A 25,313-nucleotide genomic window follows, 5' to 3' on the forward strand; every position below is an offset into this window, starting at 1 on the left:
TAACGGACGGTTACGGACAGCCGCTTTAGGCCTTTGTTTTATGCATGTCGTTCTCCCAAAACCGAGTTCAGTTTCGGGCAACATGCATTAGGACGTGCCCAAAAAAAGGGGCGGGAATAATCCCGCCCTTTCCCAGATATCGCGGACCCGCGCGTTCCGGATCAGCCCTTAACGACCGACTTGCCGGCGTAGCGCGCCTGCTTGCCGAGCTCTTCCTCGATGCGGATCAGCTGGTTGTACTTGGCCATGCGGTCCGAGCGCGACAGCGAACCCGTCTTGATCTGTCCGCAGTTGGTGGCGACAGCGAGATCGGCGATGGTCGAGTCCTCGGTTTCACCGGAGCGGTGCGACATGACGGCGGTGTAGCCGGCCTTGTGCGCGGTCTCGACGGCGTCGAGCGTTTCCGTCAGCGAGCCGATCTGGTTGACCTTGACCAGGATCGAATTGGCCACGCCCATGCGGATGCCGTCGCGCAGCCGCGCCGTGTTGGTGACGAACAGGTCGTCGCCGACCAGTTGCGTCTTCTTGCCGATCAGATCCGTCAGGTACTTCCAGCCTTCCCAGTCGTCCTCGGCAAGGCCATCCTCGATCGAGATGATCGGATAGTCGGCGGCGAGCTTGGCGAGATACTTGGCCTGTGCCTTGGGATCGCGCGTCTTCTTCTCGCCCTCATAGACGTAATTGCCGTCCTTGAAGAACTCGGTCGCGGCGCAGTCGAGGCCGAGCGCGATCTCCTCGCCCGGCTTGAAGCCGGCTTTCTCGATCGATTCCATGATGAAATCGAGTGCCACCGGCGCGCTCTTCAGGTTCGGGGCAAAGCCGCCCTCGTCGCCGACATTGGTGTTGTGGCCGGCGTCCTTCAGCTTCTTCCTGAGCGTGTGGAAGATTTCCGAGCCCCAGCGCACGCCTTCGCGCAGCGTCGGCGCGCCGATCGGCAGGATCATGAATTCCTGGAAATCGATCGGATTGTCGGCATGCGCGCCGCCGTTGATGATGTTCATCATCGGCACCGGCAGGATGTGCGCCTTGGTCCCGCCGACATAACGGTAGAGCGGCAGGCCGGAGGCATCGGCCGCCGCCTTCGCAACCGCCAGCGACACGCCGAGGATGGCGTTGGCGCCGAGTCGGCTCTTGTTGGGCGTGCCGTCGAGTTCGATCATGGTCTGGTCGATGTGGATCTGGTTTTCGGCTTCCATGCCGCCGATCGCCTCGAACAGCTCGCCATTGACCGCTTCGACGGCCTTGAGCACGCCCTTGCCGAGATAACGGGCGCCGCCGTCGCGCAGTTCGACGGCCTCATGGGCGCCGGTCGATGCGCCCGAGGGCACCGCGGCGCGGCCCATCGAGCCGTCTTCGAGCACGACGTCGACCTCGACGGTTGGATTTCCACGGCTGTCCAGGATTTCACGCCCGACAATATCGACGATGGCGGTCATTGCGATGTCCCCGATTGATATGAAGAAAGGTCGCGCCCGTCTTAGCCAAAGCGTCGCAAAAGGCAATCGGGCCATGGCCAAATAGTGCGGGCCGCCTGATTCACGAAGCGCAAATTCCTGTCATCATAAGTCATGCTGCCAGACGCCCGTTTCGAGATATGGTTTCGAAGCGCGGGGCGAAACAGGAGGAGTTTCGCCATGTCCGAGTTCAGCGGTATCGTGAGTTTGTTCCTGATCGCGGCGGCGTTCCTGACGTCGTGCGACAACCAGCAGTCACCGCCAAAGGCAGTCGCGCCTTTGCCGGCCTTGAGCATCAACCAATAGCCCCGAAGGCCCGGTAAGCCCATCAAGCATTGCGTTGAATCGAAAAGGGCCCCGCCGAAGCGAGGCCCTTTTTTGTCACATCAGTGCCAGTATGGCTTGACGTTGTAATACTCGTAGGATGCGTCGCGCGCGCGCTCGCCATCCTCGCCGGTCAATTCATCGATCGAATAGGCGGGCGCTGCTTTCAGCTGTTCCTTGGAGAAGGGCACGACATAGCCGCCCTTGTCCTGATCATAATCGAGACTTGCCCAAGGAATGGCATGATACTTCTCGCCCATGCCGAGAAAGCCGCCAAAACCGATGACTGCGAACATGATGCCGTTCGAGGTCTTGTCGAGCATGACGTCCTCGATGCTGCCGATGCTGTCGCCCGCAGTATTGTAAACTGTCGTGCCGATGACTCGCGAAGCGGCAATGGCTTGGGTGTGGCCTGTTTGAGTTGTCATGATGTGCTCCTCATTGTCGTCAAACTCTGCTTCGACAATGACGGAGGCGGGCGAAAGTTCCCCGGTTTTTACGGTGTCGGCCGATCACTCCGCGAGAATGAAGGTCACCTTCATGTTGACGCGATAGGCAGCAATCTTGCCACCGACGAGAAGCGCCGCCTCAGCGACCCTTGGCGATGCGGTCGAACGCCATCAAACGCTCCAGGAGTGCCGGCATGTCCTTCAGCGGCACCATGTTGGGGCCGTCGGAAGAGGTCGAATTGTCCGGATCCTGGTGGGTCTCGATGAAGACGCCGGCAACGCCGACAGCAACCGCCGCGCGGGCCAAGGTCTCGACGAAACGCCGCTCGCCACCAGAAGACCCGCCCTGCCCGCCCGGCTGCTGCACCGAATGCGTGGCATCGAAGATCACCGGCGCGCCGATCTCGGCCATGATGGGCAGAGCGCGCATGTCGGACACCAGCGTGTTGTAGCCGAAGGAGGCGCCGCGCTCGGTGGTCAAGACATTGGGGTTGCCGGAACCGGTGATCTTGGCGACCACGTTCTTCATGTCCCAGGGCGCGAGGAACTGCCCCTTCTTGACGTTGATCACCTTGCCGGTCCTGGCGGCGGCGACCAGCATATCGGTCTGGCGCGACAGGAAGGCCGGAATCTGCAACACATCGACATGCGGCGCGACGATGGCACACTGCTCCTCGGTGTGGACATCGGTCAGCACGGGAAGCGAGAATTCCTTGCGCAGTTCGTCGAAGACAGGGAGTGCTGCCTCCATGCCGGCGCCGCGCGTCGCCGACAGCGAGGTGCGGTTGGCCTTGTCGTAACTGGTCTTGTAGACGAGGCCTATGCCGAGCTTGCCGGTCAATTCCTTGAGCGCACCGGCCATGTCGAAAGCATGCTGACGCGATTCAAATTGGCACGGTCCGGCGATCAGCGCCAAGGCCGCGTTGTTGTCGAAAACGACGTTGCCGACGGTTACCGCCGAATTGGGCGCCATCGAATTGGGGGGCTTGTTCATGGGATCTCCCGGAAGATGAAAGCCGCGCCCTGCCCTGATGCCGGCTGCACGACAATGTCATTGCCCGCTATATCGTGCGGGATGGCGTTGGCTGCAAGCAGCCTTGAAACGGCATCGGCGTCGCGGACCGCAAAGACGACCGCGGCGAACCGAAGTTCGGTGGGCATGCCGGTCGGACTGCCGAAGCGGGCCGTGAAAGACGCGGGATCGAGGATGCTCAGAACTGCATTCGGCAGCCGGAACGCACCCTCCAGCCCAATGGCGGCGGGATCGTCCACCGCCACGGAGATCAGGCGACGCTGCTCGTCAGGTCGGTCGCTGACCGCCACCACTTCGACAATGCCTGTGGCGCCATTGGGGTGGGCCTGCAAGGCCGCCCGATCCACTTTCGGTGCGTTGATCCGCTGGCAGGCAAAAAGAAAAGCATCCTTTGCGCCGCTGTTCGAAGCAAAGGCGAGCTTGAATGACGCGGTATCGCTTTTGCCCGCCGTGTCGGTGAAAGCGCGCGAAAAGCTCAGCATGTCGCCCGCCGAGAGACCGGCTTCCACATAGCGCGCGTGGTCGGCATCGGCATTATCGGTGCCCAGAACCAACGCGGAAAACCCCTCGTCGCCATGGCTGTCGCGATAGATGCGATCACGGGTGACGAAGGCATTGCCCTCGGCGGCCGCGTCAAATGCTATTTGTTCGCTGCCGATCGCGAGCGGCTCCAGATAGGTGCCGTCGGCGAGGAAAACGCAGCAATTCTCCGTTCCAAAGGGATGGATGCCGGTGGGAGCGACGACGAAGCCCAGCGCAGTGAGCCGGGCGCGCGCCATGTCGAGGCTCCGCGTCGGCAGCACCAGATGATCGAGCGGATGAATTCCGGCGGCTGTGGAACGGGTCATGCAGGCGCGATGTGCATCATTCCGTATAACCGTTCAAGACGTGATTGCGCGCCCTGGCGCCAGGGCATGGCAAAAAACACCAGAAATGCTCGCCCGCTTTTCTCTTCTGCAGCGAAAGTATTTCACGTAAAGATATCCCCCGCATGGGGGATGCTGCGAATTCCGTCTTGGACGATTGTCGTGACGTCGCGATTCGACGTCGAATGGCGCCCATTGCCCTGCGTGCATGGCTGGAACGACGGATGGCGGGCAACGGCATGCTCAGGATCTTGCGGATCACGCCGCATTTCTATCGACCAGGCAACTGGCCGATCGCGTTCGATCCTGTCGGCGGATTGCAGAACCAGACATGGACGATCGCGCAAGCCATGGACAAGGCCGGCGCGACCCAGACGGTTCTGACCAGCTACATTCCAGGCAGCCCAAGGCATGTGCGGATATCCGCGACCATGCGGGTGACATGCACGGGCTTCCGGCTGCCCGAGTTCCTGGCCGGGCCGATGCTCTGCTTCAGCTGGTTTCTGGGCGCGATCCCGGAGCTTCTTCGAGCCCGACGCCGCTACGATGTGGTCCACATCCATTTCAACCACTCGGTCTGGTGCAGGATCATCGCCGTCATTGTCGGCAGGCTGAGGATACCGCATGTCGTTTCGATGAACACGCCGCTCTGGTCCGGGCTTCAGAGCGCGCTTCGGCTCAAGGGCAAATCTTACGACGTCAGCCGGTGGCTCGAACGCCTGGCTTTGAGGTCGGCCGATCGGGTCGTCGTGCTCACAGATACATATGGCAGGAGCGCGGCCTCGGAGCTGGGGCTCGATGCCTCGCGCATCGAGGTGATCCCCGATGCGGTTGATGTCGAAGCGTTCCTCCGTCCAGTCGCACCTGGGTTGCTTCGGGCCTTTCGCCGTGAGCACGGCATCCCGGACGAACGGCCAATCGTCAGCTTTATCGGCCGCATCAGCGGTGAAAAGGGTTGGCAGGACCTGCCCGCGCTCGTCGAGCGCCTGTCAGGGAAAAATGTGTTCCTGCTGATCTGCGGGGACGGTCCCGACCGCCGAAAGCTTGAAGCGGCGCTCGCCGCGATCTCCAGGCCAGGCTGCTGGGCAATCACCGGATTCGTCTCGCCAGCCGAGGTCAAGAAGGCACTCAAGATCTCCGACGTCATGATCCTGCCCTCCCGGCGCGAAGTGTTCGGCAGCGTCCTGCTCGAAGCGATGGCGGCGGAAGTACCGGTGGTCGCCTATGGCGTCGGCGGCGTGACCGACGTCGCCGGTCGTCCAGAGGCATTGGCGCTGGTACCGGAAGGACGGCGCGAAGCGCTCGCCGACCTGACGCTTCGGTTGCTTGCCGATAGCGAGGAAAGGAACACCCTCATCGCGCGAGGGCGCCGGCGCGTGCGGGATTTCTCGCTGGATTCGGCGGTGGCGCTCAACCTTGCCTTTATGCTTCGGTCCTCGCAGGCTCGGTGAACGGATCACGGCAGCCGGCCGGCGTTCTCACCTTGCAGGAGGACGGCGGCTCGCCGGATGGCGCTTGATCAACTTCGTCACCACGCGCAGCCACGGCTATACCGTTCGCCATCTGATCCGCCAGTTGGGCAACGCACGCCACTGGAGCTACGAGCGCCTCTTTCGGCAGAAGGAGCTGCGCTCCGGCACCTGGGTCTTCACGGATCACGAGCGGCTTTCGCACTTCGAGATCGCATTGGCCGCCGGGGTCGCCAATCGGCTCGAGCGCGGCGGGGCACGCGTTCTCAATCATCCCGCTCGTGTGCTTGGCCGTCATGATCTGCTGAAAGCCCTGCACGCGGCCGGCATCAACTGCTTCTCGGCCTGGCGTTGCGAAAGCCAGCCGCGTCCGAACGCCTTTCCGGTCTTCATCCGCAACGAATTCGATCACCTTTCCGCGGACTTCGAGCTGATTGCGGACCAGCCGGCGCTCGAGGCGGCGCTGAGCCGGATGAAAGCGAACGGCATACCGCTGGCCGGCAAGCTGGTGATCGAGTATGCCGGCCAGGAGGTCAGCCCCGGCGTCTGGCAGCGCTTTGCCACCTATCGCGTCGGCGATCGGCTGATCGCCCATCACAATGTCGTCGATTTCCGCTGGGCGGCCAAGGACGTGCAGGACAAGCAGCGTCTGCTTGCCCATCCCATGTTGGCGACATTCGTCCCAAACGAGCGCCGGTTCGTCGTCGGCAACCTGTATGAAGACGTGCTTCGCAGGGCATTCGACCTCGCCGGCATCGATTATGGGCGCGCCGACTTCTCGCTGGTCGACGGGCATCCGCAAATCTTCGAGATCAACACCAATCCGGCGCACGGCTCCCACGGCACGATCTATCGGGAAACGCACCCCGGGCGGGTCGAAACCCAGAAGCTTTCCGAGGGCAGGCTGTACGCCGCCTTGCGGGCCGTGGACCTGCCGGCCGGCGGCCGCATCGGCCTCGACGACCCTGCCCTTCTCCCGCAACAGGCGTTCAGGAGACTTTTCACGGGGCTGAAGCGTGCTTGACCGCGCCGCGCCAGGACATCCGATCTCGGATCGGCCGATCGTGCTCGAGGCGTCCGACAGCTTCGATTTCGGCTCGGTGGAATACCGGCGGCTGTTCTGCGGCGCATCGGCATCGGCCTTCCAGCATCCCGACTGGCTCACGGCTTTCTACCGCAACATCGCTCCGGCGCATGGCGCCGAGCCGCTGGTGATCACCGGCCGCGACAGCCACGGCGAACTCCAACTGGTGGTTCCGCTGGTGCGGCGCGGCGATCGGGCGATCGAATATGCCTTCCTGGGCGTCACCGATTATGCCTGTCCGATCGTGGCCAGGGGCGTGACAGTCAGCGTACAAACCAGGCGGCATTTTCGCGATGTCCTTGGGCACCATGCGGATTTGAGAATTGGACCTGTTCATCACAGCCATCTGCATCAATGGCGCCAGTTGCTGGGATCCGAGCCGTCCGCGCTCGATTTCGGCGCGCATGCCGTGCGCTACGGCTTTCCCTATGCCGAATGGCGCAGGACCAACCTTGGCTGCCGCGGCGCCGGAAGCCTCGACCGTAAGGCGCGCAGGCTTGCCGAAGCTGGCGGGCTGAAGCTGGAACTGGTCGGGCCCGACAGTGTGCATCAGGCCCTGGTTGCAGCGCGCGACTTCCGCGCCGGGCGCTTCCCGGATGATCCGATGCAAACGCCGCACGGCCTCGAATTCTACATCGATGTCGCTGCGAACGGCGCACGCTCCGGCCTTGCACGAACCTATCGCCTCGCTTCGAAGGATGGTCCGGTCGCTATTGTCTTCGGCTTGGTCGACGGCGACTGCTTTCGCTACATCCTGCTGGCCTGCGACTATCGCGCCCATGCGCGCCATTCTCCGGGCCGCGTGGTGCTTGACCAGGTCATGGCGGCCTGGGCCGCCGAGGGCGGCAAAGCCTTCGATTTCACCATCGGCGACGAACCCTTCAAGGCGGACTTCGGCTGCACCCGCACGACCATGCACGAGTTCCGGCCATGACAGTCCTGCCGACCAATCGTGCGATGGAAGCGGGCCTTGTCGCCACGCCTCGTCTTGCCGTGGTCGTGCCTGCCCGCAATCGCCGTGAAAGCCTGCCGCGCACGCTGGCATCCGTACTTTGCACCGCGCGAATCGATATCGAACTGGTGGTGATAGATGACGGATCGACGGACAGCACCGAAAACTATCTGGCCTCGCTCGACGATGTGCGCCTGAAATGGCGCCGCATACCGGTAGCGGCCGGTGCCAACGAAGCTCGCAACCAGGGCGCGGCATTGTCCAGCGCACTGCTCATCGCTTTTCTCGATTCGGATGACGCCTTCCGCCCCGGGCGTGTGGACAGGCTGATCACATTCTTCGACGAGAACCCGGACGTCGCCTGTACCATCGACGGCTTCAGCGACATTTCGGACCGCGGCGAACGAATACACCGATTGCCCCGCCTTACCCCCGATAGCGAGACACTGCGGCAGCTTCTGCTCTGCCATTGCATTCCGCTGACCAACTCGACCGTCACGGTTCGCCGCGCGGCCTTTGACGCGGTGGGGGGCTACGATCCGGACCTGCGCCGCCATCAGGACCGGGAGTTGCTGCTGCGGCTGGCGAGACAGCATCGCATCGCCTTCGGCACGGCCACCGACGTCCTCAAATACCGGTCGGCGAACTCGATCTCGCGCACCCATGCCGGTTATATCAAGGGGCTGGATGATTTCGTCGGCCGCTGTCCCGATTACCGATCAAGCGGCTACGGGTCGATCCTCAGCTATCTGACGGTGCGCGGCGCGCTGAAAGCAGCCATGCAGGGCCATTTCAGCGTCGTGCTGGCCGAACTGCAGGCCTGGCGGAAGGCCGACAATCTGCCTGGCGGCCTTCATGTGCTGCCTGGCTATTTCAGGGGGCGTCGAAAAAGGCACCAGCTGGAACAGGCCCTGGATCAGCTCCCGGCCACGACGTCGGCGGAATAGCGCAATTCGCGCAAGGGTCTGACCTTGCTGGTGGTCTGCGCGTAGAGCGGGTGCGCCTTGTAGGCGGCCAGCGCCGCGTCGTCGGCGAACTCCGCATAGACGACGACATCGATCTCGTCGGACAGCGGGTCGATCTTGGTGTTGAGGGTTACCTCGAAGAGACTGGAATGGGGAATGTTGCCCAGCGCCAGCAGCCCGGTACGCACCGCCTCCACATCCTCTTTGCGCCGCGCGCTGAAGAAAACGATATGCCGGATCAATCCCGCCTCCTCGATCTGAATGCGGGGTCTTTTGTGACGGCGGTCTCTTCGCGTCAACCGTTCACGGCGCCACGCGTCCATGCGACGCGCTTCGGCCGCCGCACACCGCGCACAGCGCGGGCTACTGCCTCTGGAAGGTATCAGGCTTTGCCGGTGACATAGCGGACGGCGTGATTGAGCTCCCTGACAGAGAGGTCGAGGTAGCGGCCCTGATTGTACAGGCCGTCCCAGATCAGGAAGAATGCGATGGCGGCAATGACGATTACATAACGCATGGCTAAAGCTATCGCACAAGCACGGTGTGGACCATAGGCGTTTTGATATGTTCGACTCCACCAGAGTGCGCACGTGGCACAGCCCAGCTCGCGGCTTGCCTCTTGAAGTTCCCGGCGATGACGTGGAAGATTGTCGCAGGGATTCACTGGGAAGCGCCGAAGCTCTGGTCGAGCGCGCACGCTTTTGTTCGGATCTGTACGTAGCCGATCCCGGATCAGGCCACGGCGTCCGAACCCGGCGATGAACCGCAAGAAACGGAACCGGCAATTGTCAGCCGGCATCGCGGAAGTCCAGGGGCGGGACATGGGTCACAAGGAACAGTCTGGCACGATGCCTGCCGAAGCGGTCAGGCTCGACGAGTTCAATTTCGCCGAGATCGTCAAGGGACTGCCGGCCAAGGCGCGCCTGGTGCTGTCGGCGGCGATGAACCTGCCGCGCGGTTCGCTGAAGGTCAGGATGCCGGATGGACGCTCCGTCCTGGTCGGCGGCAAGGGACCAGGTCCCGATGCCGAACTGGTGCTCAAGAACTGGCGCCTACCGGGCCGCGCCTTTTCCGGCGGCACGATCGGCGTTGCCGAATCCTACATGGACGGCGACTGGGAAAGCCCTGATGTGACCAGTTTCCTCGAGCTGTTCGTGGTCAACTCGGCCCTTGGCGAGAAGGTCGCCGGCGGCGCGAGCTGGCTGATCAATACGGTCCAGCGCATCCGCCACTGGTTCAACGAGAACACACGCACCGGTTCGAAACGCAATATCTCGGCGCATTACGACCTTGGCAACGCCTTCTACAAGGAGTGGCTCGACCCGAGCATGACCTATTCCTCGGGGCTCTATGCCAACGGCGCCAATGATTTGGAGAGCGCGCAGGCCGCCAAATATCGGGCGCTGGCCAAGGATATCGGCATCGGCCGCAAGGATCACGTGCTGGAGATCGGCTGCGGCTGGGGCGGCTTTGCCGAATTCGCCGCGCGCGAGATCGGTTGCCGGGTTACCGGGCTGACCATTAGCCGCGAGCAGCACGACTTCGCCAAGGCGCGCATCGCCAAGGCTGGACTTGCCGACAAGGTCGACATCAAATTGCAAGATTATCGCGACGAAACAGGCACTTACGACCGCATCGCGTCCATCGAGATGTTCGAGGCGGTCGGCGAGAAATACTGGCCGGTGTTCTTCGGCAAGATGAAGGCCTGCCTGAAGCCCGGCGGTACCGCGGGCCTGCAGATCATCACCATCAACGAATCCGCCTACGACACCTATCGTGCCAGGCCGGATTTCATCCAGCGCTATGTGTTTCCGGGCGGCATGCTGCCGACGCCGTCGATCCTGAAGGCGCTCGGCAAGGATCATGGCCTTGCGCATCTGCGCGAGCGCGTGTTTCCCGATGACTATGCGCGCACGCTCGCCGAATGGCGGCAGCGCTTCTGGGTATCGTGGGAGAAGATCGTGCCGCTCGGCTTCGACGATCGCTTCAAGAAACTGTGGGAGTTCTACCTGCATTATTGCGAAGCCGGCTTTCGTGCCAGCTACATCGACGTACGCCAGGTGGTCTACAAGGCTTAGAGCATTTCACCGTTTCACGGAAACGGAGACCTATCTCTTTGTTTTTACGTAATTCCCAAGGAAAAGCGCCATTCGGTTTTCCGGCGAAGCGCTTTGAAACTTCCGTCGCCGGGCTCCAAAAGTCGCCGCGCCCATCCGAGGCCTGCAAAAACTGCTGCGATAGGTCACTTCCGACCACGCTAAGCTCTCGACCCACCGTGCTCGATCTGCTGCGGCAGCGGTCGTCTTGACCGCTTGGGATGCGCAACAATCTATTGGAGCAGGTGACCCTGGACCAGGGAACGCGAAACCTCAGGAGACGAGAAAAATCATAGGAGGTAATGATGACGATTCTTGCTGTTGGCGCTGCCGGCCGATTTGCCGGCAATGTCATCCCGGCTCTCGCCCAGCGTAACGCCCGTGTGCGCGGCCTTGTGCGAAAGCCGGAAGAAATTGCTCAAGTACGAGAGCATGGTGCCGCGGAAACGGTTGTCGGCGACCTTCGGGACCGGGCGAGCTTGGACGCAGCTCTGAAAGATATCGAAGCTGTGTTCTACATCGCGCCTGCGTTCATGGCCGAGGAAGCCGAAGTCGGCAAAGGCTTGGTCAACGCCGCGATCCGCGCAGGTGTCCGTCGGCTTGTATTCTCGTCTGTCATCCACCCCGTACTTTCCGTGCTGGGCAACCACATAGCGAAAGCCCCGGTCGAGGAAGCGATTCTGACTTCGAAGTTGGAATACACCTTCCTTCACCCATCCCGCTTTTATCAGAATTATGAGGCATTCTGGCCGAAGGTCATCGAAACCGGCGTGCTGGCCGAGCCCTGGTCGGCCGAGACCCGATTCTCTCTTGTAGACTATCGTGATATCGCGGAGGTCGCCGCTATTGCCCTAACCGAGGATCGTCTGCTTTACGGCACATTCGAGCTGTGCGCGCCCGGGTGGCACAATCGTCACGATGTGGTCACTCTATTGGGTGAGGTCCTCGGGCGGGAGATCAGGGAGCGCCGTGATCCAGGTGTGCTCGGCGAAGTTGGTCCAGGTCAAAGGACTATGTTCGAGCATTACGACCACTACAACCTGCTCGGTAATCCGCTGACTCTACGCGCGATACTCGGGCATGAACCGCGTTCGCTAAAGGTCTTTTTCGAGGAACTCGCTGCGGGTGCTCGATAACCGCCCGACGCGAGGCCGGGACAGGCTATGGCGGCGACAAGCCGATTTCCGCGGTCAAGGCGGCGCTGCGGACATGCATACACTGAGCCGCGCGTCGCTCACGCAGTGCATCGCACGATACGCCGCATTGGGCTGGAGCGGTTATGTCCCGGATGCTTGCCGCCAGGGGACATTGCTCATCCCGATCAATATCGCGAAATGGATGTGGGGTTGGCCCAACCGGTTTCTCGACCGCATGCAGGCCGTCGATACACAGGTCTACCTGCTCGGCCCTTATTCGGGCGGCGGCTTTTCGGAAGGACTCGACGACCCACAGCTCATCGACCAGTTGCCGGACGGCTACTCCGGCGGCATTTCCACGGATGCGCCGGATCTCGTCCTGCCCGTGATCAAAGCGCGCTTCGGGCGGCCGTGACATGGCTCCACGCCGCATGGCGGCGTGGCCTGGAACGCCTCAAATGGCCGTATCAGAGCAGTATGCGATATCTGGCAAATCCGGCTTCGCCCTCGCCCGCCGGTTCGATCTTCAGCGATTTCACATCGGCGATGAAATCCTTGGCCTTGACGCCGGTCTCGAAGACAACGCTGGTTCCGGGCAGCGGCGCGAACGACCAGTTGCCGTCGGCCGACGGGTTGATCGTGCCCTCGCTCACGATATAGCGGACGATGACGTCGCGATTGGTGTCCGGCGCCTCGTAGATGATCTTCGAGGCATTGATGTCGGGAAAATTGCCGCCGCCGCCGGCGCGGTAATTGTTGGTGGCGACGACGAATTTCTGATTGGGATCAATTGGTTTGCCACCAAACATCAAGTCGGCGATGCGATTGGCGCCGGCATTCGCGACGCCGCCCTTGGCGTCGTATTTCGGCGGCTGCGACAGGTCGATCTTGTAGGTGACGCCGTCGATGACATCGAAATTGTAGGACGGGAAGTCGGTGTTGATGAGCGCCTGGTCGGCCTTGCCCGGCTCGATCCGGTTGAAGATGCCGGCCGACATTTCCAGCCATTCCTTGACCTCGGCGCCAGTGATTTCGACAGCCCGTACGGTGTTGGGATAGAGATAGAGGTCGGCGACGTTCTTGATGGCGATATCGCCGGCCGGCACGTCGGTATAGTAATCGGCGCCGTTGCGCCCACCGGCCTTGAAGGGTGCGGCGGCCGACAGCAGGGGCACATCCTTCCACTGCGTGCTCTTGAGAATATCCCTGAGGTACCAGGTCTGCGCCTGGCTGACGACCTGAACCGACGGATCGTCGGCGACCAGCGCGAAATAGGAATAGAGCGGCGCGGACGTCTTGCCGACGGGACGGCGCACATAGGCCAGGGTCGCCTGATGGTCCTGTTCGAGTGCGGCGATGATGCGCTTGTCGTCCGGCACCGTCGGCTTGTTCTTGTTGTCGACGCGCTCGAAGATCGGCCGCGCCTCGGATGTCGCCGAAACAACTTTCCATTTCGATCCGTCACGCTCCAGCATCAGGTCGATCAGCCCCATATGCGAGCCCCAGAAACCGCCCATGACGGCGGGTTTGCCCTGCAGCGTGCCTTTTTGCGCGTCGACGCCTTCGAGCGCCTGGAAATCCTTCTTGCCGGGGAACACCAGGTGCTGGTGACCGGTGAACACCGCGTCGATGCCGTCGACGCCGGCGACGAAGAACGAGGCGTTCTCCATCATGTCGCCGTGCTGCAAATCGATGCCGGAATGCGAGAGCGCGATGACGATGTCGGCGCCTTCCTCCTTCATCTGCGGCACCCAGGCCCTGGCCGCCTCGACGATGTCGCGCGTCTTGACGTTGCCTTCGAGATTCTTGAGATCCCAGACCATGATCTGCGGCGGCACGAAACCGATGATGCCGATCTTGATCGCGTGCTCGGCGCCCGAACCGTCCTTGATCTTCCTGTCGAGGATCACATAGGGCTTGAGGTAGAGCTTGTCGTTGCGAGGGTTCGCGGCAAGTTGGGTGCCCCGGATCAGGTTTGCGCAGACGAAGGGAAAATTGGCGCCGGCCAGCACCTTGTCCAGGAACGACAGGCCATAGTTGAACTCGTGGTTGCCGAGCGTCGAGCACTCATAGCCGAACAGGTTCATGCCCTTCATGATCGGATGCAGGTCGCCATCCTTCAGGCCCTTCTCATAGGCTATGTAGTCGCCCATCGGGTTGCCCTGCAGCAGGTCGCCATTGTCGATCAGCATCGAGTTGACGGCTTCCTTGCGCACCGCGTCGATCAGCGATGCCGTGCGCGACAGGCCCATCGTGTCGTTGGCTTTGTCGGCGTAGTAATCATAAGGCAGCACGTTCACATGGATGTCGGTGGTTTCCATGATCCGAAGATGCGCCTGGTTGGCTTGAGCGCGGGCGGAGAAGGGATGGAGCATGATCAGCGCCCCTGTGGCGGCGGCGCCCGCGAGGAGACCACGACGAGAGACGGGATGGAGCAGCTGCGACATGTTTTCTCCTAGTTCGACGTAACAAGCCCTGCCCCGAAGCGAACTTCGCGCCGAAATCGGCTCAAGTCCATTCAAGAAGTCGCGTGCATTGGAGCGCCAGCCAATCAGCAACAGATGACGCGCGGATGAAGGGAGCAGTGAAAAAAATCAGGTCTTGTCGTCGTCGCCCTGGGTGATCAGCCGGGCGCTGCGCTGGCCTGTGGCGTAGATCCATAGCCAGCTCAGGGAAACCGCAAGCCGGTTGCGGAAACCGATCAAAAAATAGATGTGCGCAATTCCCCACAGCCACCAGGCGAGCCAGCCCGTGAGCTTGATCCAGCCGAAATCGATCGCGGCGGCGCGTTTGCCGATCGTCGCCAGATCGCCGGCATGCTTGTAGTGGAAAGGACGCACTGCCGTGTCACCACCGAGCCTGGCCTTGATGGTGGCCGCAACATGTCGGCCCTCCTGCTTGGCGGAAGGCGCCACGCCGGGTACCGGCCGTCCGTTGGGCCGCAGCACAAGGGCGGCGTCGCCGATGACGAAAATCTCGGGGCTGCCGGGCACGCTGAGGTCAGGCTGGACGAGCACCCTGCCCGCGCGGTCCGCCTTCGCTCCCAGCCATTCGGCGGCTGGCGAGGCGGCAACACCGGCGGCCCACAGGATCGTTCGGGCCGCCAGCTGCTTGTCGCCAAAAACAACACCTTCGGCGTCGCAGCGCGTCACGGCTCTGCCAAGCTCGACGGTCACGCCAAGCCGTTCGAGCGCCTTGCTGGCGTAGTCGGAGAGTTTTGGCGCGAAATTGGCCAGGATGCGGTCACCGGCCTCGATCAGCACCACGCGCGTTTGCCGCGTGTCGATGTTGCGGAACTCGCCCCGCAGCGCGTCGTGCGCCAGTTCGACGATGGTACCGGCCAGCTCCACGCCGGTCGGCCCACCGCCAACGATCGCGATGGTCAGCAGCGCCTGGCGTTTGGCGGGATCGGTCTCCCGCTCGGCCTGTTCGAAGGCCAGGAGAATGCGCCGCCGAATGGTGGTGGCGTCCTCCAGCGTCTTCAGGCCTGGAGCGAACGGCTCCCATTCATCGTGGCCGAAATAGGCGTGGCGGGCGCCGGTGGCGAGCACCAGCGTATCGTAGGCGACGGCGCTGCCGTCATCGAGCAGCACGCGCTTGCCGGCGCGGTCGACACCAGTGACATTGGCGAGCAGCGTCGTCACGTCCTTGCGCTTGCGCAGGAGATGGCGGATCGGCCAGGCAACCTCGGAGGTCGCCAGTGCCGTCGTCGCCACCTGGTAGAGCAGCGGCTGGAACAGATGATGGTTGCGCTTGTCGATCATGGTGATGCGCACCGGAGCGCCGGCGAGCGCACGGGTGAATTCGAGGCCGCCGAAACCCGCGCCGACAACGACGACATGATGGCTGGCTTGGCTCATTTCGTTCACCCTGATAGCTAGATTACTAGCCCAGATGTAGGTATTTTTGTGCAATGCAGCAACAGAAGGACAGTGCCCGGGACTCGTCGTTCCATGTCGTGAATGCACATGTTGTATCGTGTCGCGAGGTATAGCGTCATCGAACACGCTTACGAGGTAACGCATGGCCAATGATCATGACGACCCGGGTCCGGCGCAGTATTCCTCGCCGCCTTGCTTCATGCACGAACTCGACCCGGAGTTCCGAGCGCCGCTATCCGACTGGACCGATGTGAGGCGCTGGCGCAAGGCCGAGCGCGAACGGCTGATCACCGCCCGGCTCGCGGTTTCGGCCGACGCGCGAACGGCCATGTCGCAACGCATCGCGGATGGGCTCGACGCGATCATCGGCGACATCACCGGGCGCATGGTCAGCCTCTACTGGCCGTTTCGCGGCGAACCGGACTTGCGGCCATGGGTGGCGTCCGTCAATGAGCGTGGCGGCCGCACCGCTCTGCCGATTGTCATCGAGAAAGGACAGCCGCTGATCTTCCGCGCCTACAAACCGGGCGACCGGCTGGAAAAGGGCGTCTGGAACATCCCGATTCCGGCCGAGGGCGATCCGGTGCTGCCCGACATCGTCATCTCACCGATCGTCGGCATCGATCCGGCAAACTATCGCCTGGGCTATGGCGGCGGCTTCTTCGACCGCACGCTGGCCGCCATGCCGTTCAAACCGCTGGTGATCGGCGTCGGCTACGAACTGCAGCGCATCGCCACCATCTATCCGCAGCCGCACGACATCCCGATGGATCGGATCGTGACGGAGGTGTAAAAACCTGTTTGGGAAATGAGACCGGTTGACGACGGTGACACGATGATCGGACGAACTGTAGCGGCTGCCGTTGCAATAGCGTTTTCCGTTTCGCCCTTGCATGCGCAACCACGGCATCGTTTGCCGAGCGGTTATAAATGGGGCCGCTGCCTGCTTGCTGTTAACGGTCAGACACGCATATCCGGAAGATGCTCCTATCAAATCGAGAGGGGCGGCGGTTTTAATATCCAGGGGCCCAGGCAAGTTTTTGCAGGTATCGACTATCCCGATACGAACAGCGGGGCCGGTGAAATGTCCAAGGATTACTGGGCCGTCGTATACAAGGACGGTGATCTTTGGGAAGGCTATGGGAACTCGGACATTCGCGCAACGCACGGTGAACCCGGAGATTGGGGAGACCTTCGCCGCGAAGGCGCATGCTATGTCGGCAAGGACGTCCGGGTATGCCTTTGGCGCTAGGCCATTTCCGGCTTCATGCCCATGGCCGTACGATCGACGATCTCACGCAAGGCGAATGACGAGTTGATCTTGGTCACATGCGGCATGGCCGACAGCCATTCCTTGTGGATGCGCTCATAGTCGACGAGGTCCTTCGCCGCGATGCGCAGGATGTAGTCATATTCGCCCGACATCAGGTGGCAGGACAGCACGTTGGGGCAACGCTTGATCGCCGCCTCGAAATCCGACAGCGTCTTCTCGAACTGCCCTGACAGCGATATATGCACGATCGCCGTCATCTGATGGCCGAGCGCTGCATTGGAAAGCCGGGCGTGATAGCCGCGAATGGTTCCGGACTTCTCCAGATTATCAAGCCGGCGCGAACAGGCGGATTGCGACAGGCCAACCTTTTCGGCAAGCGCCGCGTTGGGTATCCGGCCATCCTTCTGCAAACTCTCGAGAATGGCGATATCAATCCTGTCGAGCGGCATTTTTCGGGAATCCTGCGAATATCCGGCTGTTTTGCGCAACGATTATCGAAACATGCCGGTTCACGCAAGCGCATTCGCAAACACCTGCAGGCCGATTCATGGTTCACTCTGTGCATACAGGGAGTGAGCCCCTAAGGGGCCGGATCAGGAGAAGAAAAATGCGCGTCGGCTGCCCCAAGGAAATCAAGAACCACGAATACCGCGTCGGCCTCACGCCCGGAGCGGTTCGCGAATATGTCGCCCATGGCCATGAAGTGCTGGTCGAGACCGGCGCCGGTGCCGGCATCGGCGCCGACGACAACGCCTACCGCGCCGCCGGCGCCACGATCGCCAAGACGGCCGCCGACGTGTTCGCCAAGTCGGACATGATCGTCAAGGTCAAGGAGCCGCAGCCAAATGAGTGGGTGCAGCTGCGCGACGGCCAGATCCTGTACACCTATCTTCACCTGGCTCCAGACCCGGAGCAGACCAAGGGCCTGCTCGCTTCGGGCGTGACGGCGATCGCCTACGAAACCGTGACCGACGACCGTGGCGGCCTGCCGCTGCTGGCGCCGATGTCGGAAGTCGCCGGCCGCCTGTCGATCCAGGCCGGCGCGACGGCGCTGCAGAAGGCCAATGGCGGCCGCGGTGTGCTGCTCGGCGGCGTGCCCGGCGTGCTGCCCGGCAAGGTCACCGTGCTCGGCGGTGGCGTCGTCGGGCTGCATGCCGCTCGCATGGCGGTCGGCCTTGGCGCCGATGTCACCATCATCGACCGCTCGATCCCTCGCCTGCGCCAGCTCGACGATCTTTTTACCGGCCGCGTCCATACCCGCTACTCGACGGTCGAGGCGCTCGAGGAGGAATGCTTCTCGGCCGACATCGTCGTCGGCGCCGTGCTGATCCCCGGTGCCGCCGCGCCGAAGCTCGTCACCCGCGAGATGCTGTCGGGCATGAAGAAGGGCTCGGTGCTGGTCGACGTCGCCATCGACCAGGGCGGCTGCTTCGAGACCTCGCATGCGACGACCCACGCCGAGCCCACATATGAAGTCGACGGCGTCATCCACTATTGCGTCGCCAACATGCCGGGCGCGGTGCCGGTCACCTCGGCCCATGCGCTCAACAACGCGACGCTCCACTACGGCCTGCAGCTTGCAGACAAGGGCCTGAAGGCTGTCATCGACGACCATCACCTGCGCAACGGCCTCAATGTCCACAAGGGCAAGATCACCAACCGCGCGGTCGCGGAGGCACTCGGCTACGAGCTGGTCGAGCCGAAAGCCGTTCTGGCCGCCTGATTTCGTTTGGATTATTCCTCCGTCAGCCCGCCGGTCATGCCGGCGGGTTTTTCTTGCCTAAACACGGGCAACAAAAAAGCGGAGCCAAAGCCCCGCTTCCTCGATATCGAGATTGCCGCCGGTTCATCCGCGGTCGGCCAATCGATCGACAATCGCTTTTTTAGCGCATCTATGCGACGGAACTACGACAAGTTTCCCGGCCGGCAAGCCTACGCTTCACGCCCGCTCGATGCGGCACTGATAGCAATTGTTGCGTGCCGAGCGGACATGCACGTAGGCAATGTCGTCGCGCTCGAACAAGGTCTCGGCCCGTGCGGCGATCGCGTCGGTCGCGATAACGCCGCCGCTGCCGTAGACGATGCGGTCGTCCCTGCCATAGCCACGCACGATATAGTCCGGGCTCCCGAGAATCTCGGGAAGCGTTCCTGCCTCGCCGGCGCGCTCGCATTCGTCGGCATGCAGGAAGATCGGCCCCGTTTCGGCATAGGGTTGAAGGTTCGGGAATGGCCGATAGGCCAGGACGAGATAGGTATCGCCGGCTGCGATGTTCTTCAGGCAATGCCGGCAAGGCATGCCGTCGCCGTCGGAAATCCGCCGCTCGGGCGTGTGACCGTAGGCGTCGGGTCCGCCGCGCTGCAGGGGTCTGACGTCTTCGGTCGGCAGAGCTTGGAACTGGATGGCCATGGTGAAATCTCCGGTGTTGTCGACCGGAAATTAGCGGCTCGGGCCAGTGGTTCCCACCCGTTTCATGCAAAGATCGAAGGACCGATCCGATGCGAGCGATCAGTCCCCGCAAGCTGCGACAATTAGCCGGCATCGCCGAGCCAATAAGTAACCCGGCTAGCCAAAGAGCAAGCCGGACCCAATCACCGGATGAAATCGTCAAAGCGGCGCAGCGTCACCCTGCGGTTTTGCCAGTTTTCACTCTGCGTCGGCACCAGCAAGAACTCCTCGCCGTAACCGACAGTCTCCAATGCATGACCGGGTACGCCGAATTCCCGCACCAGCGTGCGTTTCAGCGAGGCAGCGCGCTGTTCGGACAGGACCTGGTTCGACTGGAAGGAGCCGACGGCGTCGGTATGCCCCTCGATCAGCACGCGGGCACCGCGGTCGCGGCGTAGGATGCGCTTCAGTGCATCGGCGATGGTCTCGATCTTGTCGTATTGCGAACTGGAAATGGCCGCCGAGCCGAAGGCGAAATTGATCGACTGGATATCGATCGAGCGCGCCATGCGGCGCAGATCCGGCCGGCGCTTGAATTCGCGGATGGTGACGCGCTCGTTCGGCCGCAGCTTCATGCGGGGTGCCGCCTCCAGCTTCCGTTCGATTGTCGCGGCCGAAGGTGTTGTCGCCTGCGCGGCGGCAAGGCTCGGCATGGCAATCGCTGCGATCAGCGCGGCGGCGAGTGTACGGCGGGTCAGCATATGTTTCTCCTTCGGCCTCGGCCGCATTGGCGATGCGGGCACAATGCCAAAGGCAGGCTGAATCGGCGATGAACGAAAGATTCAGGTTCCGGCTCGTGTCATGGCCGCATGACGCTTGCCGAGCGCTCGGCGAAAGGCAGCGGGTGCACGGTTTCCTTTTTCTGCGCGACCGGCGTGAAACCAAGCTTCTGGTAGAGCGGCAGGGCCGCCGGATGATCGAGCGTGCAGGTCTGCACGACTACCCGCTTTGGCCCGTAAGACCACGCAGCAGAGATCGCGGCACCCAGGAACCAGCGGCCGATGCCCAGTCCGGTCGCGTGTTCCATCATGCCGAAATAGGCGAGCTCGACTTCCTCGGGCAAATGCGGCTTGAGATCGAAGAAGCCTGCCGGCGCACCGTCGAGATAGAGCACCCTGATGTCGCGATCCTCGCGGTGGATTCCGGCCGAGAGTTCGTCGTCATTCAGCCTGAGAACGTTCACCCAATGCCATTTGCGCCCCACCCGGTCCACCAGGTAGCGGTAAAAATGCAAGGGGATATCCTTGGTCTTCAGCAGCGCGACCTGGCGGTTGTAGGGCACCGGCGGCGAGGCGGCGGGAGGCGCGTGCATTTCGAGGAAAGTCACCGTGACTTCGATGTCCTGCAGCACGCCGTTTTCCATCGCGTTCATTCCTTGCCAGCCTTCGCGGGGCCGGTCACGACAGGCGTGTCGGAGAGCCCACCCCACTCGGTCCATGAGCCGTCATAAAGCCTGTTGTCGGTGTGGCCAAGCGTCTCCAGCGCCAGGGTGACCACCGCGGCGGTGACACCGGAGCCGCAAGATGTGACGACGGGCTTCGACAGGTCAATGCCGGCCTGCTCGATCACCTGGCGCAAACGATCCTTCGACAACAGCACGCCCTTTTCCGACAGGGCGGAGTACGGCACGTTGCGCGCGCCCGGCATGTGGCCGGAGCGGATACCCACACGGGGCTCGGGTTCGGCGCCGGTAAAGCGGCCGGGTCCACGGGCATCGGCAACCTGGCTGGCGCCGGTCTCGACGATCCGGCGCATGTCGGCGAGGCTGGCGACGCGACCGGCGTCGAAATCGGCATGGAACACGCTTGGCGCGATCTTCGTCGGCTCGGCCGTTACCGGCCGGCCCGCGGCCTTCCAGCCGTCGAAGCCGCCATCCAGAATATAGGTCTGGAAGACGCCCATGATGCGGAACATCCACCATGCCCGGGGTGCCGAGAAGAAACCTGGACCGTCGTAGACGACGATGGTGTCATCGGCCGAAACCCCCATCGAACCGACATATTGCGCAAAATGCTGCGGCGACGGCAATGTATGCGGCAAGGCGGCGTCGGGATCCGAAACCGCATCCTGGTCCAGGAAACGAGCGCCGGGAATGTGGGCCGCGTCATATTCGGCACGCGCGTCGCGTTTTTGCGCCGGCAGGTACCAGGATGCGTCGACAATGGTCAGGCCAGGCTCGCCGAGGCGCGTCTGCAGCCAATCCGCGTCGACTGTGAAAGGGCTGTCCTGGGCCAATCTTGTTCTCCTGCTTCGTCTTTGGCAAAACTATATATAGCTTGGCAATCGGATGCGTTCAGAGCGCGACATTCGTTTTGAATACGCGATGTGGGCCACCCGCAGTGGCCCGTTAATTCCGATTGTTTTCATGTTTCGTGGCGAGTACGGATTGATCGTTATGATCTGGGGCGGGTGGGGTCAACAATCTCTGCATGAGCAATCTTCTGTTTTCGCGTGTTCCCAGCAATCCGGTTTCGCTGGGACTGGTTTGCAACTTCATCGCACATCATCCGCCTTTTGACGGCTACGAGTTCGGCCTGATGGTGAAGACGCTGCGGTATCAGTTGGATCAGCAGACACATATGATCGGCTCGATCGACGACGCCATCGTCGCATACGTCGGCTGGATCCAGACAAGCCGCGAGATAGCGGAGGCTTGGGCGACGAATGGCGGGCCGCTCAACCCCTTTCCGGGTGGCGATGCCACTGCGGTAACCGTGCTGGCGACGCGATCCTCGTCCCACATCCTCCCGATGATCAAGGAAGCCAAGCGCATCAACCTGGACAAATCGGTATTCTGGAAACGCGACTTCATCGACAACCGCGGCTCGGTCAAGCGCGCCGTCCGCAAGCGCGACATCTGATGGACACGGCCGCTCCCGCCGAGGCACTGACACAAGAAATCCTCATCCGGCTGGCTGATCGCTATGCCGCGATGTTCGTGCGCATCTGGCGCCCCTCCGGCCCGCCGCGCGCAACGGTTTTCTGCCTGCACGGCTTCACCGGCAATGGTGCCGATTTCGATTATCTCGCCACCTTCCTGTGTCGCAATGGCTTTCTGGTTGTTTGTCCTGACCTGTTGGGACGCGGGCGCAGCGCCTATCTGGGGTCGGGATACGACATCAATGTCTATTCCAAATGCCTGCGCGCGCTCGGCGAATTCGCCGGTACAGAGAACCACTTCATTGGCACGTCGTGGGGCGGCACGATTTTGCTGCTGTTTCTGCAGATGACCCGCTCCAAGGCCTCTAGAATCATTCTCAATGACGTACCCATGATGGGAGGGCCGAAGGTCGACGCGATGAGAGACGAAGTCCTCAAAGAAAGTACGCTTGCGTTCGAAACCCGCGCGGTGGCCAAGGACTATCTAAGCGCCACCAGAGCTGTCATGGGCCCGGTCGATGACACAGTTTTCAACCGCTACGTCGAGAACAGGATCGCTAGCGGACCCGACGGCTTCCGGCTCGCGTATGACCCGGCCACGACGGGAAATTTCGGCGCCCTGGCCGGCCGTGAATACGATCTTTTCCCAATTGCCGCCAAGATCGACGCCCGCATCCTGCTGATGTACGGCCGCGACAGCCAGGTCATCGACCGGCAGGCTATCGAGCGCACGCGGCTGGCACGGCCTGGTCTGTGGCTTGTCGACAACATCGATGCCGGCGAACCGCCATCGCTGATGACGCTGGACCAAGCTCTGCTCATCTTGGGGTTTTTGTCTGCTGACTGAAAACCTGGCGTATCGTGGTGGGGTTGGTTCCGGAAATGCATTTCGACGATCTGTACAGTGACTATATCGCCGCGATCTATGATCGCCAAAGCTCTGCCGAAAACCCTGCCAAAATCCTGATTTGTACGACTCCGCGAACGGCGGGGCATTCCTATTGTCAGGTCCTGCAGCAGTTCGGTCTGGGAATACCCACGGAGTATTTTCAGTGGCAGTATGCCTTGCCGTTGATGAGACGGTGGTCGGCCGACAACGGCCTGGACCTTGAAAAACTTAATCAGCAGGCGCCGGACTATGGTCGCCACCTCCTGGCAAAAAGGACGGAGAACGGCGTATTCGCCGCCAAGATATTCTTCGAAAACCTGCCATTCGCGCGCGATTCAATCGGCCATGACGACGACTGCTCGTTCTATGTATTCCTCTCCAGGAGAAACAAGATTGACCAGACTATTAGCCTGCTCTCCATGCTGCATACCGGCCAGCCTTTCGACAGCCAGGAGACGCTGCCTGGAATTCCCACGGTGACAATTTTGACCGAGAGGGTTGTCCGGGATACCGCCCAGTACATTTTCGATAGCGAGATCAGGTGGAAAAATTACCTGAACGCCCTTGATCAGCGCAGAGTGGCTGAGGTTTGCTATGAGGACTTCATCACGAACCAGCAGGAAAACGCTTCGGCCACAATGAGCCACTGGTTTCCAGGCTTCGAACTGAGATCAAAAGCCATAGCGGCAAGTAAGCGCTATGCGCATGATGTCGAATTCAAGACCATGATCAAAAGGCAATTTGGGGACTACGTCAGGCGGTTCTGGCAGGACCATACCTGACCTGGTGTTTCATCGGCGCGAAACACTGACCGAAGACCCCTGCGCCGGGCGCAGTGCCAGCGCATAGTCGAACCGGATCACGTCGTCGGCTCGACTGAAAGCGAACTGCCGAACGATGGCGAGGACCGCCTCCCTGATTTCCAGCCGGCCGAGACGTGCGCCACCGCACATGCGCGGTCCGGTAAGGAAGGGAATAAAGGCCCGTCGATCAAAGTTGTTTTCGATGAATTCCTTGCGGCTGGCGTCGAAGACACGCGGGTTTGACCAGAAAGCCGGATGCTGGTGCACGCCGACGATCGATACCATGATCAGTTGGCCGGCATAGAGCTTCTGGCCGTCGAGAACCGTATCGGTGCCAACCTCCCGGGTCAGGAACGGTATCGGCGGGAAATAGCGCATCGTCTCGTTGATCATGCAATCGGTGTACGGCGTTTGCGTTTCGCCCGAGAGAACCTCCGCATGGATACGCTCCTGCACCTGCTGGTTGGCCCCCAGCCGGTCGATCACCCACAGCGCGGTGGTCACCGTCGTCTCGGCGCCGGCGAAGAAATTCATGATGAACTCCTCCACCGGCGAGAAGCCCTCCAGATCGGAAGCCATACTCCTGAAGCGATCCATCTCAGCGGCCGCCCGGGGGTCCGCCATCAGCAGCGATGTGAAATCGGCAACCACCGTGCGGGCGTCCTGAATAACATTCGCGCGCTCGGCGCTCGTCGGCGACACCCAGGAATAATACTGGAGGCGCCTCAGCACATCGCGGACCCTGTCGAGCAGCAAGAGCGTCGCCGCCATGTCGGGCACCAGGCCGAAAGCCCGATAAAATATCGTCATCGATGCCGAGAACAAAGCTTGCTGGATGGAAGGCAACGTTGGGTCGCTCTCGGCAAGAACGGCGGTGTACAGTTCTGCCATCGGATGCTGCTGCGCCGGCCTGGCTGCCGCCAAGTAGGTGTCCTGGGTTATGGCGCGCCGGACGGACCAATCCTCGCCATTGGTGTTGAAGCGGCTGAAACCGAGTGCCGAAATCAGTGAGAAGTTCTTGCGGAAGAGTTCTGGCGCCTTGACGATGGCGTCAACGGCTTCCGGATTGTCGAAGACAATCAGATTGCCAAGGTTGCCAGCCTGTCCATTCGTTTCCATCTGCCCGCTTTGGGCAAAAAGCACGTAGACGAGGTTGTTGAGAACGTCTTCGATTTGCGTCTGATCGTTCATCAATGCTCCCCGCGGCAACCCCGAACGCCGCAGGCGGCGCGCCGAAATTTCGACTACAAAACTCGCAGCTATCTTATTTGATTCGCAGAGATAAAAAGTCATCTGTGGCAAACGCGTAACAC

28 protein-coding genes are annotated in these 25,313 nt (G+C 61.8%); 14 read left to right on the forward strand and 14 right to left on the reverse strand.

What is annotated here, in order from left to right:
• Positions 1-161 precede the first annotated feature (161 nt).
• The gene (gene eno, locus AC0NIH_RS22065; RefSeq protein WP_023768859.1) at positions 162-1,436 is read right to left on the reverse strand and encodes a phosphopyruvate hydratase; all 1,275 of its coding nucleotides are present in this window, start codon (positions 1,434-1,436) and stop codon (positions 162-164) included.
• Positions 1,437-1,634: 198 nt separating this feature from the next.
• Here eno and AC0NIH_RS22070 point away from each other — a divergent pair, with 198 nt between their 5' ends.
• Positions 1,635-1,760, forward strand: a complete 126-nt coding sequence (locus AC0NIH_RS22070; protein ID WP_473464530.1) for a hypothetical protein — start codon at positions 1,635-1,637, stop codon at positions 1,758-1,760.
• 80 nt (positions 1,761-1,840) lie between these two features.
• Here AC0NIH_RS22070 and AC0NIH_RS22075 read toward each other — a convergent pair whose 3' ends face one another.
• From AC0NIH_RS22075 to AC0NIH_RS22085, 3 genes are all read right to left on the reverse strand, one after another.
• Positions 1,841-2,206, reverse strand: coding sequence for a PRC-barrel domain-containing protein (locus tag AC0NIH_RS22075; RefSeq protein ID WP_023768861.1), 366 nt, complete (start codon positions 2,204-2,206; stop codon positions 1,841-1,843).
• A gap of 160 nt (positions 2,207-2,366) precedes the next feature.
• Entirely contained in the window at positions 2,367-3,221 is an 855-nt protein-coding gene (kdsA, locus tag AC0NIH_RS22080; RefSeq protein WP_031249678.1) for a 3-deoxy-8-phosphooctulonate synthase, read from the reverse strand.
• Positions 3,218-4,108, reverse strand: a complete 891-nt coding sequence (locus AC0NIH_RS22085) for a VOC family protein (protein ID WP_473464528.1) — start codon at positions 4,106-4,108, stop codon at positions 3,218-3,220. Before AC0NIH_RS22085 ends, kdsA begins: the two co-directional genes overlap by 4 nt.
• A gap of 44 nt (positions 4,109-4,152) precedes the next feature.
• Here AC0NIH_RS22085 and AC0NIH_RS22090 point away from each other — a divergent pair, with 44 nt between their 5' ends.
• The 4 genes from AC0NIH_RS22090 to AC0NIH_RS22105 all read left to right on the forward strand — a co-directional run bounded on the left by AC0NIH_RS22090 (position 4,153) and on the right by AC0NIH_RS22105 (position 8,578).
• Positions 4,153-5,577, forward strand: coding sequence for a glycosyltransferase (locus AC0NIH_RS22090; RefSeq protein ID WP_473464526.1), 1,425 nt, complete (start codon positions 4,153-4,155; stop codon positions 5,575-5,577).
• 64 nt (positions 5,578-5,641) lie between these two features.
• Entirely contained in the window at positions 5,642-6,619 is a 978-nt protein-coding gene (locus tag AC0NIH_RS22095) for a hypothetical protein (RefSeq protein WP_473464524.1), read from the forward strand.
• Positions 6,612-7,613 carry a GNAT family N-acetyltransferase gene (locus AC0NIH_RS22100; protein ID WP_473464522.1) on the forward strand — a complete coding sequence of 334 codons (1,002 nt, stop codon included), beginning with the start codon at positions 6,612-6,614 and terminating at the stop codon, positions 7,611-7,613. The genes AC0NIH_RS22095 and AC0NIH_RS22100 overlap by 8 nt, the downstream gene beginning before the upstream one ends.
• Positions 7,610-8,578 (forward strand): glycosyltransferase family 2 protein, encoded by a 969-nt coding sequence (locus tag AC0NIH_RS22105; protein ID WP_473464519.1) that lies wholly within the window; start codon positions 7,610-7,612, stop codon positions 8,576-8,578. The genes AC0NIH_RS22100 and AC0NIH_RS22105 overlap by 4 nt, the downstream gene beginning before the upstream one ends.
• Here AC0NIH_RS22105 and AC0NIH_RS22110 read toward each other — a convergent pair.
• Together AC0NIH_RS22110 and AC0NIH_RS22115 are read right to left on the reverse strand one after the other, a co-directional pair.
• Entirely contained in the window at positions 8,548-8,838 is a 291-nt protein-coding gene (locus AC0NIH_RS22110) for a Dabb family protein (protein ID WP_473464517.1), read from the reverse strand. The two genes, AC0NIH_RS22105 and AC0NIH_RS22110, sit on opposite strands and share 31 nt — an antisense overlap.
• 140 nt (positions 8,839-8,978) lie before the next feature.
• Positions 8,979-9,113 (reverse strand): hypothetical protein, encoded by a 135-nt coding sequence (locus AC0NIH_RS22115; protein ID WP_013895655.1) that lies wholly within the window; start codon positions 9,111-9,113, stop codon positions 8,979-8,981.
• 117 nt (positions 9,114-9,230) lie between these two features.
• Between AC0NIH_RS22115 and AC0NIH_RS22120 the strand changes: the two genes are divergently transcribed.
• The 4 genes from AC0NIH_RS22120 to AC0NIH_RS22135 all read left to right on the forward strand — a co-directional run bounded on the left by AC0NIH_RS22120 (position 9,231) and on the right by AC0NIH_RS22135 (position 12,243).
• Positions 9,231-9,317, forward strand: a complete 87-nt coding sequence (locus AC0NIH_RS22120; protein ID WP_430011167.1) for a hypothetical protein — start codon at positions 9,231-9,233, stop codon at positions 9,315-9,317.
• Between the two features lie 100 nt (positions 9,318-9,417).
• Complete coding sequence (locus AC0NIH_RS22125) at positions 9,418-10,674, forward strand: SAM-dependent methyltransferase (protein WP_031249682.1); 1,257 nt, start codon at positions 9,418-9,420, stop codon at positions 10,672-10,674.
• A 323-nt stretch (positions 10,675-10,997) separates the two neighbouring features.
• Positions 10,998-11,828 carry an NmrA family NAD(P)-binding protein gene (locus AC0NIH_RS22130; protein ID WP_352692543.1) on the forward strand — a complete coding sequence of 277 codons (831 nt, stop codon included), beginning with the start codon at positions 10,998-11,000 and terminating at the stop codon, positions 11,826-11,828.
• A gap of 73 nt (positions 11,829-11,901) precedes the next feature.
• Positions 11,902-12,243, forward strand: a complete 342-nt coding sequence (locus AC0NIH_RS22135; protein ID WP_473464514.1) for a hypothetical protein — start codon at positions 11,902-11,904, stop codon at positions 12,241-12,243.
• Positions 12,244-12,295: 52 nt separating this feature from the next.
• Here AC0NIH_RS22135 and AC0NIH_RS22140 read toward each other — a convergent pair whose 3' ends face one another.
• Complete coding sequence (locus AC0NIH_RS22140) at positions 12,296-14,275, reverse strand: bifunctional 2',3'-cyclic-nucleotide 2'-phosphodiesterase/3'-nucleotidase (protein ID WP_473464512.1); 1,980 nt, start codon at positions 14,273-14,275, stop codon at positions 12,296-12,298.
• A 147-nt stretch (positions 14,276-14,422) separates the two neighbouring features.
• Positions 14,423-15,688 carry an NAD(P)/FAD-dependent oxidoreductase gene (locus AC0NIH_RS22145; RefSeq protein WP_473464509.1) on the reverse strand — a complete coding sequence of 422 codons (1,266 nt, stop codon included), beginning with the start codon at positions 15,686-15,688 and terminating at the stop codon, positions 14,423-14,425.
• A 163-nt stretch (positions 15,689-15,851) separates the two neighbouring features.
• Here AC0NIH_RS22145 and AC0NIH_RS22150 point away from each other — a divergent pair, with 163 nt between their 5' ends.
• Positions 15,852-16,502 carry a 5-formyltetrahydrofolate cyclo-ligase gene (locus AC0NIH_RS22150; RefSeq protein WP_287269108.1) on the forward strand — a complete coding sequence of 217 codons (651 nt, stop codon included), beginning with the start codon at positions 15,852-15,854 and terminating at the stop codon, positions 16,500-16,502.
• A gap of 455 nt (positions 16,503-16,957) precedes the next feature.
• Here AC0NIH_RS22150 and AC0NIH_RS22155 read toward each other — a convergent pair whose 3' ends face one another.
• Entirely contained in the window at positions 16,958-17,431 is a 474-nt protein-coding gene (locus tag AC0NIH_RS22155; RefSeq protein ID WP_013895662.1) for an Lrp/AsnC family transcriptional regulator, read from the reverse strand.
• Between the two features lie 158 nt (positions 17,432-17,589).
• Between AC0NIH_RS22155 and ald the strand changes: the two genes are divergently transcribed.
• The gene (gene ald, locus AC0NIH_RS22160) at positions 17,590-18,705 is read left to right on the forward strand and encodes an alanine dehydrogenase (protein ID WP_224690162.1); all 1,116 of its coding nucleotides are present in this window, start codon (positions 17,590-17,592) and stop codon (positions 18,703-18,705) included.
• A gap of 216 nt (positions 18,706-18,921) precedes the next feature.
• Here the strand turns inward: ald and AC0NIH_RS22165 are convergent, their stop codons facing one another.
• The 4 genes from AC0NIH_RS22165 to sseA all read right to left on the reverse strand — a co-directional run bounded on the left by AC0NIH_RS22165 (position 18,922) and on the right by sseA (position 21,663).
• On the reverse strand, positions 18,922-19,389 hold the full coding sequence (locus tag AC0NIH_RS22165) for a DUF1203 domain-containing protein (RefSeq protein WP_473464505.1): 468 nt from the start codon (positions 19,387-19,389) through the stop codon (positions 18,922-18,924).
• 182 nt (positions 19,390-19,571) lie between these two features.
• Positions 19,572-20,129: an OmpA family protein gene (locus AC0NIH_RS22170; protein WP_352692657.1), complete on the reverse strand. Its 558-nt coding sequence runs from the start codon at positions 20,127-20,129 to the stop codon at positions 19,572-19,574.
• Positions 20,130-20,227: 98 nt separating this feature from the next.
• Positions 20,228-20,791 carry a GNAT family N-acetyltransferase gene (locus AC0NIH_RS22175; protein WP_473464858.1) on the reverse strand — a complete coding sequence of 188 codons (564 nt, stop codon included), beginning with the start codon at positions 20,789-20,791 and terminating at the stop codon, positions 20,228-20,230.
• A gap of 5 nt (positions 20,792-20,796) precedes the next feature.
• On the reverse strand, positions 20,797-21,663 hold the full coding sequence (sseA, locus tag AC0NIH_RS22180; RefSeq protein WP_473464503.1) for a 3-mercaptopyruvate sulfurtransferase: 867 nt from the start codon (positions 21,661-21,663) through the stop codon (positions 20,797-20,799).
• Between the two features lie 194 nt (positions 21,664-21,857).
• Between sseA and AC0NIH_RS22185 the strand changes: the two genes are divergently transcribed.
• From AC0NIH_RS22185 to AC0NIH_RS22195, 3 genes are read left to right on the forward strand one after another with little or no spacing between them, the layout of a single operon-like run.
• Entirely contained in the window at positions 21,858-22,289 is a 432-nt protein-coding gene (locus AC0NIH_RS22185; protein ID WP_473562694.1) for a hypothetical protein, read from the forward strand.
• On the forward strand, positions 22,289-23,155 hold the full coding sequence (locus tag AC0NIH_RS22190; protein WP_473464499.1) for an alpha/beta fold hydrolase: 867 nt from the start codon (positions 22,289-22,291) through the stop codon (positions 23,153-23,155). Before AC0NIH_RS22185 ends, AC0NIH_RS22190 begins: the two co-directional genes overlap by 1 nt.
• A gap of 35 nt (positions 23,156-23,190) precedes the next feature.
• A complete protein-coding gene (locus AC0NIH_RS22195; protein WP_473464496.1) occupies positions 23,191-23,979 on the forward strand; it encodes a Stf0 family sulfotransferase in 789 nt (262 codons plus the stop codon).
• A gap of 9 nt (positions 23,980-23,988) precedes the next feature.
• Here the strand turns inward: AC0NIH_RS22195 and AC0NIH_RS22200 are convergent, their stop codons facing one another.
• The gene (locus tag AC0NIH_RS22200; RefSeq protein ID WP_473464493.1) at positions 23,989-25,191 is read right to left on the reverse strand and encodes a cytochrome P450; all 1,203 of its coding nucleotides are present in this window, start codon (positions 25,189-25,191) and stop codon (positions 23,989-23,991) included.
• Positions 25,192-25,313 lie beyond the last annotated feature (122 nt).

Source organism: Mesorhizobium sp. WSM1386 (assembly GCF_055901595.1).